This window comes from Archangium sp., from assembly GCF_036389735.1.
GTDB lineage: Bacteria > Myxococcota > Myxococcia > Myxococcales > Myxococcaceae > Archangium.
Genome location: NZ_DASVWK010000822.1, coordinates 1 through 13,085 on the forward strand (window position 1 = coordinate 1; position 13,085 = coordinate 13,085).

The 13,085-nt window shown below is 68.8% G+C and carries 14 protein-coding genes; 5 read left to right on the forward strand and 9 right to left on the reverse strand.

The window, feature by feature from the left end; all coding sequences use genetic code 11:
* The coding region (locus VF794_RS29255) for a DNA polymerase III subunit delta (RefSeq protein ID WP_414640975.1) at nucleotides 1–613 on the forward strand (613 nt) is incomplete at its 5' end.
* A gap of 212 nt (nucleotides 614–825) precedes the next feature.
* On the opposite strand, the gene VF794_RS29260 is transcribed toward VF794_RS29255, so the two are convergent.
* The 4 genes from VF794_RS29260 to VF794_RS29275 form a co-directional block, all read right to left on the reverse strand.
* The gene (locus VF794_RS29260; RefSeq protein WP_331116067.1) at nucleotides 826–1,320 is read right to left on the reverse strand and encodes a serine/threonine protein kinase; all 495 of its coding nucleotides are present in this window, start codon (nucleotides 1,318–1,320) and stop codon (nucleotides 826–828) included.
* Nucleotides 1,321–1,331: 11 nt separating this feature from the next.
* Nucleotides 1,332–1,877 (reverse strand): DUF2381 family protein, encoded by a 546-nt coding sequence (locus VF794_RS29265; RefSeq protein WP_331116069.1) that lies wholly within the window; start codon nucleotides 1,875–1,877, stop codon nucleotides 1,332–1,334.
* The gene (locus VF794_RS29270) at nucleotides 1,823–2,083 is read right to left on the reverse strand and encodes a DUF2381 family protein (RefSeq protein WP_331116071.1); all 261 of its coding nucleotides are present in this window, start codon (nucleotides 2,081–2,083) and stop codon (nucleotides 1,823–1,825) included. Before VF794_RS29270 ends, VF794_RS29265 begins: the two co-directional genes overlap by 55 nt.
* A 68-nt stretch (nucleotides 2,084–2,151) precedes the next feature.
* On the reverse strand, nucleotides 2,152–2,694 hold the full coding sequence (locus VF794_RS29275; protein ID WP_331116073.1) for a hypothetical protein: 543 nt from the start codon (nucleotides 2,692–2,694) through the stop codon (nucleotides 2,152–2,154).
* Nucleotides 2,695–2,937: 243 nt separating this feature from the next.
* Between VF794_RS29275 and metG the strand changes: the two genes are divergently transcribed.
* Genes metG through VF794_RS29290 form a run of 3 tightly spaced genes read left to right on the forward strand, consistent with a single transcriptional unit; the run spans nucleotide 2,938 to nucleotide 6,820 of the window.
* Nucleotides 2,938–5,067 carry a methionine--tRNA ligase gene (gene metG / locus VF794_RS29280; protein ID WP_331116075.1) on the forward strand — a complete coding sequence of 710 codons (2,130 nt, stop codon included), beginning with the start codon at nucleotides 2,938–2,940 and terminating at the stop codon, nucleotides 5,065–5,067.
* Nucleotides 5,068–5,069: 2 nt separating this feature from the next.
* A complete protein-coding gene (locus VF794_RS29285; RefSeq protein WP_331116077.1) occupies nucleotides 5,070–6,050 on the forward strand; it encodes a HEAT repeat domain-containing protein in 981 nt (326 codons plus the stop codon).
* Nucleotides 6,047–6,820, forward strand: coding sequence for a TatD family hydrolase (locus VF794_RS29290; protein WP_331116079.1), 774 nt, complete (start codon nucleotides 6,047–6,049; stop codon nucleotides 6,818–6,820). Before VF794_RS29285 ends, VF794_RS29290 begins: the two co-directional genes overlap by 4 nt.
* 10 nt (nucleotides 6,821–6,830) lie before the next feature.
* Here the strand turns inward: VF794_RS29290 and VF794_RS29295 are convergent, their stop codons facing one another.
* Nucleotides 6,831–8,786 (reverse strand): HD domain-containing phosphohydrolase, encoded by a 1,956-nt coding sequence (locus tag VF794_RS29295; RefSeq protein WP_331116080.1) that lies wholly within the window; start codon nucleotides 8,784–8,786, stop codon nucleotides 6,831–6,833.
* A 1-nt stretch (nucleotide 8,787) separates the two neighbouring features.
* Entirely contained in the window at nucleotides 8,788–10,215 is a 1,428-nt protein-coding gene (locus VF794_RS29300; RefSeq protein ID WP_414640976.1) for a 3'-5' exoribonuclease YhaM family protein, read from the reverse strand.
* Nucleotides 10,216–10,328: 113 nt separating this feature from the next.
* Between VF794_RS29300 and VF794_RS29305 the strand changes: the two genes are divergently transcribed.
* Nucleotides 10,329–10,940, forward strand: a complete 612-nt coding sequence (locus VF794_RS29305; protein ID WP_331116084.1) for an START domain-containing protein — start codon at nucleotides 10,329–10,331, stop codon at nucleotides 10,938–10,940.
* Here the strand turns inward: VF794_RS29305 and VF794_RS29310 are convergent, their stop codons facing one another.
* The 3 genes from VF794_RS29310 to VF794_RS29320 form a co-directional block, all read right to left on the reverse strand.
* The gene (locus VF794_RS29310; protein WP_331116086.1) at nucleotides 10,941–12,080 is read right to left on the reverse strand and encodes a class I SAM-dependent rRNA methyltransferase; all 1,140 of its coding nucleotides are present in this window, start codon (nucleotides 12,078–12,080) and stop codon (nucleotides 10,941–10,943) included.
* A gap of 132 nt (nucleotides 12,081–12,212) precedes the next feature.
* The gene (locus tag VF794_RS29315) at nucleotides 12,213–12,584 is read right to left on the reverse strand and encodes a hypothetical protein (RefSeq protein ID WP_331116087.1); all 372 of its coding nucleotides are present in this window, start codon (nucleotides 12,582–12,584) and stop codon (nucleotides 12,213–12,215) included.
* 15 nt (nucleotides 12,585–12,599) lie between these two features.
* Nucleotides 12,600–13,085 (reverse strand): FAD-dependent protein (locus VF794_RS29320; protein ID WP_349257558.1); only part of this gene is annotated, 486 nt, incomplete at its 5' end.

The following is a 13,085-nucleotide window of genomic DNA, read 5'->3' on the forward strand; positions in this document are numbered from 1 at the left end:
CGAGGAGTTCCTCCGGCCCTTCAAGAAGAAGCTGGGCAAGGGCGCGGCGGAGCAGCTCAAGGAGCGCGTGGGCGGCAACGTGCGGCTCCTGCAGTCGGAGCTGGAGAAGCTGGCGACGTACGCGGAGGGCTCGACGATCGAGGGCGCGGACGTGGCGGCGCTGGTGGCGCACACGCGCGAGGAGGAGTTCTTCGAGCTGTCCGAGGCCCTCCAGAAGCGCGACCTGAAGGCGGCGCTGGACTACACGCTGGACGCGATGGGGCAGGGCGTGCACGGGTTGCAACTGCTGGGGGCGGTGGCCTCCATCGTGCGCGGCATGCTGGAGAACCACGAGCGGCTGGAGAAGTACGCGGGAGGCTCTCTGCCCCGCTCGTTCCCGGACTTCAAGTCGCGCGTGTTCCCGAGCATTGAAGCGGAGGCCAAGGCGGCGAAGGGCAAGGCCCCGCACCCGTACGCGGCCTTCCTCGGGATGCAGGGCGCGGCGCGCTACAAGCGCCGGGAGCTGCTCGACGCCCTGGTGGCGTGCGCCGAGGGGGACCTGTCGCTCAAGACCTCCGCGAGCGGCAAGCTCGTCATCGAGCGACTGCTCTGGACCGTGTGCGGGAGCGCCTGACGGTTTTTAGAAAAGAAAAGGGCGCTGCCCGAGTGGAGAAGCCGTTTGGTTTGGGTGCCCAATCCAGGGCTGGGGCGGATTTGAACCGCTTCTCGCTTTGAAGGCGATTACCAGTGCGTGTTCGGCCTCTCCTGCCGGGCAGCTACCCTCAAGGACGAAAGGGCCCGAAAAATCCTGACAAGGGGTGGAGCACTCGGGCCCGCGCTACCGCGCTAGCAGAACGCATCGACGATGTAGGCCGACGCGAGGGAGAACTCGAGGATGGCCGTTCCAGGCTTCGACTCAGGACGCTTCCGGAGCTGATTCTCGCTCAGACGGGCTACCGCGCAGATGGGCACCTTCTCACTCTCCGGTGGGTGGGCCTCGTAGTACCGGATGACGACCTGGGGCCCGCTCGTCCAGACCTGCCCGTACAGCCGGGTGGTCGCTTCGAGCGTGCCGAAGTCCTCATCCAGGATGCTTTCAATCGGCCCGTCGTAGACCGTGATGGGCCTTGACTTGATCTGGTTCGCGTCGAGTTCCACCCACGCGGCGTCTCCGACGGGCAGCTTCATGTAGCGCATCGCTTTTTTGGACTCCTCCGGGCATTCCTGCGGGCCCGGAGTTCCATCCGGCCGCAGCGCCACCCCGCCGCTGGTCGTGGCACATCCGGAGCAGGTCAGGAGGACAAAGACACAGCCGAGCAAGAGCGCTTGGTTCCTGGGCATGAGCGGAATCCTTATTGCCGAATGAGGGCGTGATCCACAAGGACGACCACCTGCTGGAGCCCGTCCTCGCGGAATATCTCCAGGGTCAGGTCCACGAGGCCTTCCTTCGATTCGAAGGCACTCCGGTCCGCCACCACCGCGATTCTTCCTGACTGGCCCCGGACGAGTTCGGCCCGTTCCATGCGAAGCGCGAAGGGTCGAACCGTGGAGGCGTTCAGGTCGGAGGTCAGTCGAGCATCCCTGAACCTCCACGGTTCGTCATTGTACGTGTTGGTCAGGTAAACCACGACCGCCGCCTTCCCCGGCCCCGAGAAGACGTCAACCTTGATGTCCATGTCCGCGTTCTTCAAGAGTGCGGTTTGTTTCCTGCGAAAGGGCGTCTTGTCCAGGTGCCCGTTGGCGAGAAGGGTGGCGAAGGCGTGGTCGGCCGAGTTCTCCTCCTTCTTGAAGCGTTCGTTCTCCTCGCGCAGCTCGCGTTCCCGCTGGAGTGAGTCGTAGAGCGTTACGACCAGGGGAGCCCATTCGCCATCATCGAGATCCCGGAACGGCTCCAGCACCACCTTCTTGCCCCCGACCAGCAGGGGTTCGAACCGGCTTTCCCGTCCAGGAGTTTCGTCCCGGCCGGATCGCAGTCCTGCTCGAAGCGCAGGACGGTGACCACCTGACCGGACACGTAGATGTTGCTTCTCAGCTCGGAGGGGTGCTCCGAGATCAAGAGGGTTCTGATCTCCGTCTTGTCAGCGGGCTCCCTGGCCACGGCCACGGCCGCCAGGAGGACCAGGATGGGGACGGACCACCAGAGGGGCCGGGGGGGGTCGCATGGTGGGATCCTCAGGGGCCGAGCACGGAGTACAGCACCTTGCGGTGGTAGTTGGTGCTGCCCACGTGCGAGCAGAAGCGCCGGGCCAGCTTGCTGAGCCGGTGGGTCATTGTCTCGTACTCGGCCCGGCTCACGTCGCGCAGCGACAGGTACAGGCGCGCCGCTCCTTGGAGGTACGAGAAGAGCGGGTGAGCGTCCTCCCCATCCGGCTTCTGGCGGAGCTGGCGGTAGAGCCGCTCGAACTCGGCATCCGTCACGGGCCGGCCCGTCGACGTGCAGTAGATGCTCGCTGTCGACTGCAACAGGTACAGGAAGCCTTCATGGTGTGTGGGGGTCCTCAGCAGGAATGGCGTCATCTCCGTTGACGTCCAGAGCTGCGAGATGGGCTTGAGCTTCACGTGCGCCATCGTCCACCGCTCGTCCGCCACCGGCACCTCTTCGCCTGGCGGTATCGGCCGTCCGTAATCCCCGAACTGGATGGGCACCTGGAGCAACTCGGGCCGGTCCAGTTCGAGTCCCGCCCGCTCCAGCTCTTCCCTCACCTTCAAGTCCATGGTACTACCTCCGAGGTCAACGGGAGGATGCCACCTCAGCCGTAGGATGTCGAGACATGGGTGGCCCGGGACCGAGCGAGGCGCGGGAGCGTCACCGGGGGGAGAGCAGGGGCGTGACGTCCTGGAATCGTGTGAGGTCGATAACAGCTCCAGGGCTCCGGTGTACCTGACACGTTCTTTCACTTCTTCCCGATGACCGGAGCCTCCCGAGCGGCTAATGTCCGCCCCCCCTCAGGAGAACCCATGGCGGAGAGAATCCTCGTCACCAGCGCGCTGCCTTACGCCAACGGCCCCATCCACCTCGGCCACATGGTGGAGTACGTCCAGACCGACATCTACGTGCGCTTCCTGCGCTCCTGCGGCAAGGACGTCGTCTACTTCTGTGCCGATGACACCCACGGCACCCCCATCGAGCTGAACGCCGCCAAGCACGGCCTCAAGCCCGAGGAGTTCATCGCCCGCTTCTTCGAGGCGCATCAGGCGGACTTCCGCGAGTTCGATGTGCGCTTCGACTACTTCCACTCGACGAACTCGGCCGAGAACAAGCACTACGCCGAGTACATCTACGGGAAGCTGAAGGAGCACGGGGACATCGAGAAGCGCGACATCGAGCAGGCCTTCTGCGAGGTGGACAAGCGCTTCCTCCCGGACCGCTTCATCAAGGGCACCTGCCCCAATTGCAAGGCGCCCGAGCAGTACGGCGATGCCTGCGAGAAGTGCGGCAAGGCCTACAGCCCCACGGACCTGGTCGAGCCCAAGTGCGCCTTGTGTGGCACGCCGCCGGTGCGCCGCAAGTCCTCGCACCTGTTCTTCAAGCTGTCGCGCCACGGGGACTTCCTCCAGGAGACGCTGCGCAAGCCCGGGTTCCTCCACCCTGGCCTCGCCACCCAGCTCCAGGGCTTCTTCGAGTCGGGTCTGGCGGACTGGGACATCAGCCGCGACGGGCCGTACTTCGGCTTCGCCATCCCGGGTGAGACGGACAAGTACTTCTACGTCTGGCTGGACGCCCCCATCGGCTACATCGCCACCACCGAGAAGTGGGCGAAGGAGACGGGCAAGGCGAAGAGCGCCCTGGACTACTGGGCCGAGGGCAGCGACACCCGCATCATCCACTTCATCGGCAAGGACATCGTCTACTTCCACGCGCTCTTCTGGCCCGCCGTCCTCAATGTGGCCGGCCTCAAACGCCCCGATGCGGTGAAGGTGCACGGCCACCTCACCGTCAATGGCGAGAAGATGTCCAAGAGCCGCGGCACGCTCATCGCCGCGCGCGCCTACCTGGAGCAGTTGGATCCGAGCTACCTGCGCTACTTCTACGCGGCCATGCTCGGCGCCGGAGTCGAGGACCTCGACTTGAGCCTCAAGGACTTCCGCCTGCGGGTGAACGGCGAGCTGGTCAACAACATCGGCAACCTCGCCAACCGCAGCCTGTCGATGCTCGCGGGCGCCGCGCTGGAGAAGCGGCTCGCTCCCGCGACGAAGGAGGGCCCCGGCAAGGCGCTGGTGGAGGCCGCGCTCGCCCGCGTGTCCGAGGTGCGCGAGGCCTTCGAGAAGCTCGAGTACCGCAACGCCATCCGCGTCATCACGGAGATCTCCCAGACCGCCAACGCGTTCCTCCAGAACGCGGCGCCCTGGGCCAAGGTGAAGACAGATGTCGAGGCCGCTCGTGCCGACCTCAGCGACGCCGCCGAGGTGGCCTACATCCTGGGTGCGCTCCTCTCGCCGGTGATTCCTCGTGTGACGGAGAAACTCTTCGCGCAGCTCAACGCGGCGCCGCTCACCTTCGAGGCGCTCGCCACCGCACGCTACCCGCTGCTCGACCGCAGCCGCCCCGTCGGCACTCCCGAGCCGCTCATGCCGCGGCTGGAGGAGGAGCGCGTCAACGCCATCCTCGGCCAGCCTCCCGCCGCCGAGCCGGCCAAGGAGGCCAAGAAGGACGCCAAGGGCAAGGGTGACAAGGCCGAGAAGAAGGCCGCCGAGCCGAAGCCCGCCGAGGCCAAGGCCGCCGAGCCGAAGCCCGCCGCGCCCGCCGCCGAGGCCGCTCCGGGGGAGATCGAGATTGGCGACTTCTCCAAGGTGGTGCTCAAGGTGGGCCACGTGCTCGCCGCCGAGCGCGTGCCCAAGGCGGACAAGCTGCTCAAGCTCACCGTGGACCTGGGCGAGGGCCAGCCGCGCACCATCTGCTCCGGCATCGCCGAGGCCTACGCGCCCGAGCAGATCCAGGGCCGTAAGGTGGTGGTGGTGGCCAACCTCAAGCCGCGCATGCTGCGGGGCATCGAGTCGCGCGGGATGATTCTCACCGCGGGCTCCGGTGGCAAGGACCTGTCCTTGTTGGATCCGGGTGACATGCCTCCCGGCTCCGAGGTGAGGTGAGCGTGACGGACTGGCGGGCCGAACGAGACCGGGCCCTCCTCGCCCTCGAGCGCGAGAAGCACCCTGGCGCGCGAGTCGAGGCGGCGGAGCTCCTCTTCCACCTCGCCGCCGAGGATGCCTCTCGCGCGCCCGAGCTCTCCGACGCGTTTTCCCGGTTGCTCGCCGACAAGCAGGTGGCCGTGCGCCGCACCGGCGTGGGCATGGCCACCGCCATGCTCCCCGCCGACGAAGTTCCGGGCTTCCTCGTCGCGCGGCTCGCCGATGAGGAGAGTCTCGTGCGTCTGGAGGCCGCCGGACGTCTGGCGGATCTCGCCCGGCCCGACTGCCGTGGGGCGCTGGCGCAGGCCCTGGAGGACCCCGTCTTCGAGGTCCGCTTCGAGGCCGCCCGTGGCATGGCCACCCTCAAGCACCCCGCGGGCCTGGACGTCCTCGTCGAGGGGTTGGAAGAAGACCTGCTCCGATTCCGCGCGCTCGGGGCGCTCGCCGAACTGGGGGAGGCCCGTGCGCTGCCCGCCGTGCGGCGCCTGTTCCACCGCTGGCTGCTCCCCGCCTTCGATCGCACCCAGGCCGCCGGAGTGCTCGCGAAGCTGGGGGACCCCGAGGGGGCCGCCTGGCTCCTCAAGCGCACCGAGCGGCGGCGGTTCAACTGGGCCCAGGACCGGGCCCTCGCCGTGGAGCTGTGTGGCGAGGTGAAGGTTCCCGGGTCCCTCGAGCGGCTGCAGGCCATCGTCTCGGACCCGAAAGATGACTGCCGGGGGGCCGCGGCGCGGGGGCTGGGGCGGCTGGGGGAACCGAAGGCCCTGCCGTGGCTGCTCGCCCTGCTCGATGAACCCGGAGTCCCCGAGGACTACCGGCTCGATGCCGCCGAGGGCCTGTGGCTGCTCGGCATTCCCGAGGGCCGTGACCGCGTCCGCGCGGTGCTGCCCGTGTTCTCCCCGGAGGCCCGTGCCGAGCTCTCCGAACTCATCCAGGAGATGCCATGAGGCTGGTTGATTCCCACTGTCACTTCGATCGCGCCGACTCCGCGCACGTCACCGCCGCGCTGGAGCGCGCCCGGGCCGCCGGGCTGGTGCATGCCGTCATCGTCGGCCAGTTCCAGGGCCCCGGTGACTGGGGCGTGGCGCAGGAGATCGCCGCCGCGCACCCGGACTTCCTCACGCCCACGCTCGGCATCCACCCGCACGAGGCGGCCCGCGCCACCGAGGCGGACCTGGAGCACCTGGAGCGCACCTGTGCCCGCCCGGAGATCCACGCGGTGGGCGAAGCCGGGCTCGACTACTACTACGACCACTCGCCGCGAGACGTGCAGGCGCGGGTGTTCCGGCTCCAGTGCGCGTTGGCGAAGCGCCTCGGCAAGCCGCTCGTGGTGCACGTGCGGGACGCGCATGATGACTGCGAGGCCATCCTCCGGGAGGAGGGCGTGAACCGCGGAGTCATCCACTGCTTCACCGGGGACACGGACGCGGCGCGGCGCTACCTGGACCTGGGCTTCCTGCTGTCGCTGTCCGGTGTCGTCACCTACAAGAAGACGGAGGCGCTCCAGGACGCGGTGCGCTTCGCGCCGCTGGAGCGGCTGATGGTGGAGACGGACAGCCCGTACCTCGCGCCAGTGCCCTACCGGGGCAAGAAGAACGAGCCCTCCTACGTCATCGAGACGGCGAAGAAGGTCGCCGAACTCAAGGGCGTATCGGTCGAGCAGGTGGCCGAGGTGACGACCGCCAACGCGGCGACGCTGTTCGGCTTCACCGTGTGAGCCACAGGGTCTATACGGTGCGTGTGGACACCGAGGGCCTGCGCGCCGCGAGCTGCTGGGCGAGCTGCTCCAGGTCCTTGCTCATCTGCGGCACGTCCAGCAGCAGCGAGTCCGGGTCGTAGCGGAAGTCGCCCTGCTGGAAGCCCAGCAGCGTCTGCATGGCCTGCTCGCCGTTCTGTCCCGACACGGTCGCGTAGACGAGCTGCCCCCGCTCCAGGTGCAGGAAGCCCTCGTGCGCGTGGTACTTGAGGTGCAGCCGCCCGGACTTCTTCCCCGAGCCCAGCAGCTTGAACAGCTCCGTCGCGGGCATCTCGTCCAGGCTCCCGCGCACCTCTCGGGCCGGGCCGTTGTGGAGGATGCGGTCGTCGTACAGCGCGCGAAGCGTCTTCGCGGACTCGTCCGGCTCCGCGGGAGGCACCACCGCCGTCGCTCCGCCCATCATCAGCCGCTCGCGCGTGCCCGGATCCGGGTCTCCCAGCACCACCACGGGCAGGCCCGAGTTCTCCGCCGACGCCCGCACCGCTTGCAGCAGCCCCAGCACCTCCGGGAGTCCGAACCTCAGCCCCACCACCAGCACGTCGCAGTCCTGGTCCACCAGCACGTCGTACGCCCCGTCCAGCGAGGACAGCGTGTGCACCACCAGCCCCTGCCGCCGCGACGACTCCAGCAGGTCGATTCGCGTCCCCTCGTCCGGCTCCACGATGAGGATCTGCCGGCCGTCGCTCTCGATGCGGTGCCGCAGCAGCTCGCCGCTCTGCACCTGCATGACGATGTCCGCCACCACCGGGTCGTACAGCTTGCCCGCGTTCTCCCGCAGGTGCTCCTGCGCCTGCTCCCGGGTGAACTGCTTGCCATACGCGTTCGTCGGGTTCTTCGTCAGCTCCAGGAAGCTGTCCACCGCCGCCAGGATGCGCGCGCCGATGAGGATGTCGTCGCCCTTCGTCCCCTGGGGACCCCCCGAGCCGTCATAGGCCTCGTAGAGCTGCGCGAGCAGGGTATTCACCTGGGGGGGCAGGTTCACCGTCTCGAAGAGCTTCGGCGGCACCCGGCTGTAGCGCCTGGCGTCGGCCAGCCACTCCGGGTTCACCGCGTTGCTCGCCAGACAGAAGTGGCGATCCGGTGGCTTGCCCAGGTCGTGCAGGTAGCCGGCGATGGCCACCGCCATCACGTCCCGGTGCGGAAGGCCCAGGTGCCGCGCCACCACCGCCGACTGCCGCGAGAGCTGTGCCGAGTGTCCCCGGTGGTGCTTGCGATCCCGCTCCAGCATCGTCACCAGGATGTTCAACGTCTCCAGGAAGTCGGCGTCCGTCACCGTGCCGCGAGAGGACACCAGGCCCTCGCCGCGAGCCATGCTGGGTCGAGCCGGCATGCCCGGGCGGAGTCGCATCCGGGCATCCGTCTCGAGGCGGAGCTGGATGCTGCTTCGCGGGTTCGTCCCCGTGGTGTTCTCGTAGGCGGTGGCGATCGCGGACACGTCCGTCCGCATCTGCGCGCCGCCCTCCAGCGAGGCGAAGGCCGTCGTGTCTCCGTAGTAGTGCTTGCGGATGGCGGCGGCGATGGTGCTGCGCAGGCCCACGTACGCGTAGACCTCGGACATGCCCGTCACCAGGGCGATCTCGTCCAGCAGCTTCTTGTTCTGCGGCTCGGCAGCCACCAGCGACAGGAGCTTGCGCTCCGGGTCGATGGCGAGCGGCAGCACGTTCTGGGCCTCCGCCAGCCGCACGGGCACCTTGTCGAGCACCTCCGTGGGAATCTTGGCCTTGGCCAGCTTCTCCGCGGAGACGAAGCGCGTCTGGAACTCGGCCGCCAGGAAGCGGAGCAGCGCCGATTCCTGGAGCAGGCCAATCTCCACGAGGCAGTCCCCCAGCCGGTGGCCGGTGATCTTCTGGTGCTCCAGCGCCTTCGAGATGGAGTCCGTCGTCACCAGCCCCGCTTCGACGAGGCGCTCGCCCAGCTTCTTCGCCATGTCAGCCTTCCGAGTCCGAACCATCCTCCGGCTTGGCGGTGGGCTCGGGCTTCTGCGTCAGCACACTGAAGGGCTTGAACGTCAGCTCCTTGGGAACGGTCACCGGGTCGCGCGGGGGCCTGGCCTCACGCGGCTCACGCTGCTCGCGAGGCTCACGCTGCTCGCGAGGCTCACGCGGCGGCCTGGGCTCGCGAGGCTCACGCGGCGGCCGCTCCGGACGCTCGGCGCGCTCCGGACGCTCGGCGCGCTCCGGACGCTCGGCCCGGGGAGCCTCTCCCGCGGGGGCGCCCGTCTTCTCCGGACGCTCCTTCGGCTTCTTCTCCTTGTGGTCCTTCTTGCCGCGACGCTCCACCGGAGCCCGGCCGCGCTGCGTGGGCACGGGGCCCTTCCAGATCTGGCGGTCGTAGAGCTTCAGATTCTCCGTCCACCGCTCGTTGGGGTCGCGCTGCATGGCCTCCACCCACGAGGCGATGCGCGAGTCCAGCGAGTCCAGCGCGTGGACGATGTGGGCCTCGAGCGTCATCGGCAGCTTGGGCGAGCCGTACTCCAGCCGGCCGTGGTGCGCGAGGACGAGGTGGGTGAGGTGCTGCTCCAGCAGGGGCGGGAAGTTGGGGATGGCGAGCGTCTTCTCGCGGATCTTCTGCGCCGTCATGACGAGGTGGCCCACCAGCTTGCCCTCGTCGGTGTAGTCAAAGCCCTTGTCCGAGGAGAGCTCCGCGACCTTCATGATGTCGTGGAGCAGGGCGCCGGCCATCAGCAGATCGCGGTCCGCCATGGGGTAGTGGTCGGCCACCCGGAGGGTCAGCCGCATCACCGACAGGAGGTGGTCGGCGAGTCCGCCGCGGTAGGCGTGGTGCACGCCCTTGGCGGCCGGCGCGTGCGGCAGGCCCGCGGCGATCTGCGGATCGTCCAGGAAGGCCAGCAGGAGCGCCCTCACGTTGGGGTCGCTCACGCGGTCGGTGACGAGCTCGCGGATCTGCCCCACGGCGCGGGCGCCACCGTGACCATCGCCCGTCTTGGGCACGGACTCCTCACGGACGGGCTTGTCTTCGCGGGCGGGCTTGTCTTCGCGGGCGGGCTTGTCCTCGCGGGCGGCGGCGGAAGCGGGCGGTGCGGCCGGAGGCTCGAACTCCTTGGGATCGAGCGGGCCGGGGTCCAGCTTCTCGAGCGCGTCGATGACCACCTGCGACTTGCCGTGGAAGTTGATGACGTTGCCACGCACGAGCACGTAGTCGCCGGTGCTGAAGGCGGGCTCGAGGGCTTCCACGTTCTCGAAGACGCGGGCGTCGATCTCCCCGCTCTTGTCGACGAGCACCACGGAGATGAACACCTTGCCGCTGCGCGCGGTGACGCGGTCCTTCTTCGCGACGCGGAAGACGGTATTGACCTGATCCTTCTCCCGCAGGTCCTTCGCATAGACCTTGCGCACCTGCTCCTCGGAGCCGTCGGTGGGGGAAGGGGTGGAGGAATTGTCAGTCGGATTGTCGGTCGTCATATCGAGGGTGAAGACACTAACATCCTCCGGGCGGTTAGGATGGCCTCATGTCCTTTCTTCCCGCCCTGCCCCTGCTCGTCCTGCTGGCTGGCGCCGATGACCCGGCCTGGCAGCAGGTGGCCCGTGATGACGGCATCACCGTGTTGGCTCGGACGCCCGAGGGGGGCTCCGTGTCCGAGGTGAAGGCCACCGCCCTCGTGGAGGCGCCCCCCCACGACGTGTGGCGGGTCGTCCGCGACTACCCCAACTACACGAAGACCATGCCCTACACCGACGAGAGCCGTGTGTTGGCCTCTGAGCAGGAGGGGAAGGTCATCGTCTTCTATTGTCTGGTGAACGCCCCGCTGGTGGACAAGCGCGACTTCATCATCCGCATCCGCGACGAGTCGGACTGGAAGGAGGGCAAGGGCTTCCTGAAGACGGCCTGGACGGTGACCACCGATGGGGCGCCGGCGGTCCGCGAGGGCGTGGTGCGTGTGAAACTCAACAATGGGTACTGGCTGCTGGAGCCGCGCGAGGAGGGGAAGAAGACCTTCGTCACCTACTACCTCTACACGGACCCGGGCGGCTCGTTGCCCAAGTGGATCGCCGACAAGGCCAACAAGACGTCCGTGCCGGACGTGCTGCGCGCGGTGCGCAAGCACGCCACGAAGAAGTAGTCAGCTCACCTCGAGGGCGATGCCCGACAGGTAGTCCGTGCCAGGGAAGCCCACCAGAGTGGGGTGGTCCGGCGGCAGGCCGAGCCGGGCGAAGCGGAAGCCCATGCGCCCCTCCTGGTCGCACGCCTCGGCCACCAGGTCGTCGAAGCCGCCGGGGGGCAGGGGCGGGTGGTAGCCCACGATGACGAGGTAGCCACCGTGGCGGGTGGCGCGCAGGCCCAGCCGCACCTGCTCGACGAAGGCCTCTGGGGTGGCGGCCTCCGGGGTGTCCAGGAGCACCAGGTCGAAGGTGTCTCGCAGGCCGCGCAGCACGGTGAGCGCGTCCCCCTTCTCCACCCGGAGGCGGCCCAGCAGCCCATTGGCCTCGCCGTTCTCGCGGGCGAGGTCCGCCGTGTCCGGGTCGCTGTCGAAGGCGAGGATGGAGCGGGCGCCCATGCGGCCCGCGTGGACGAAGAGGCCGCCCACGTGGCAGCTCGGGTCGAGCACCCGCGCGCCCTGGGACATGCGCGAGAGGAAGCGGCGCAGCTCCCGCTGGTCATACGGGTAGCCCACGCCCGGGCCGTAGGTGAGGTCCACCGTGAAGCGGGCCCCCAGCTCCAGCACGCGGCTCCAGCGGGGCGGGTTGCCGTAGAGCGTGTGGGGCCGCTGGATGGGCAGGCCGAGCTGCCGGCGCCGGGTGGTGTCGTTGCGCAGCAGGACGGACTCGGCCCCACTCACCTCCACGAGGGCGCGGGTGATCTCCTGGATGCGGGCGTCCATGGCGCGCGTGAGTGTCTGGACGACGAGGTGCGTGTCGTAGCGGTCCACGATGAGGCCGGGGAGGGCATCGCCGTCGTCGTTGATGGAGCGGCAGAAGCGCGGGTCATCCACCATGCGCGCGCGGCGCTCGAAGGCGTGGCGCACATGGCGGGGGATGAGGCCCTCGGCGGACTCGTCCGGCAGCCCCAGCCGGCGCACCGCGTAGGAAGACTCGAGGTCCACGTCCGCGAGCCCCAACACCTGCCCGTCCTCGTCCCGGAGCTGCACGGCCTCTCCCACGGAGGGAGTGCCTTCCATCGAGACGATGTCCTCCCGGCGCACCCAGGGGGCCCCGTGCTTGAGCCGTCGCGCCGCCTCTCGCGAAAGGTAGGTATTGAGCAAGGCCGTCCTCCCCTCTGCGCGGGCCCCGTGCCGCGCCATGTGCCACCGATGGGGGGAAACATGCGGCGGACGGCGGCCCGGTGCGGGGAGGGCGGGAGTGCTCAGTCGAGGGGCAGGAGAGCGGGCGAGGGCTCAGCCCCGGGAAGGGCCCGGGCGCTTGAACGCCTTGTAGGTCACCCGGGTCAGCAGCGTGCTCATCACCAACGCGAGCACCACGCCCAGGGAGCGCCGGGTCCACGAGTCGCTCAAGATGAGCGCCAGGGCCGCCACTCCCAGCACCACGGACGCGAGGATGCTCAGCACCTGGGCCCGGGCGGCGAGCCCCTTCGACTCCGGCCGGGCCCGGGCGAGCGCGGGGAGGGTCGACGCCTTGCGCCACGTCTCCTTGCCCTCCTCGAGCACCTCGTCGTCGGGGCCCACCAGTCCCTGGACGTACGCCACCTCGACGTCCCTCAGGCTGCCGTAGTCCAGCTCTCCGTCCGGCGTGCGTACGCGGTAGCGCATGGCCCCTCCCTCGCTTCAGGCTAGCTCGATCGCAATCTGCTCAGCCACCCGCAGTCCATCAATGGCCGAGGAGACGATGCCCCCCGCGTAGCCGCAGCCCACGCCCGCGGGGTAGAGGCCGCGCATCGACACGGACTGCATGTCGTCGCCGCGGGTGATGCGCACCGGCGAGCTGGTGCGGCTCTCGATGCCGATGAGCTTGCCCTCCTCGCTGATGAAGCCGCGCATCTTCCGGTCGAAGGCTTTCAGCGCCTGCTTCAGCGACTGGGTGAGGCGCTCCGGGAAGAGCTTGTTGAGGTCCGTATGGGCCAGCCCGGGCCGGTAGCTGGTGCCACCCGGGTCCTTCTTCACGCGCCCGGCGAGGTAGTCCGGAATCGTCTGCGCGGGGGCGAAGAACTTCCCCCCACCCAGCTCGTACGCCTTGGACTCCCAGTGGCGCTGGAACTCCAGGCCCGCGAGCGGACCGCGGAAGCCCTCGCGCTCGAAGTCCTGCACGGACAC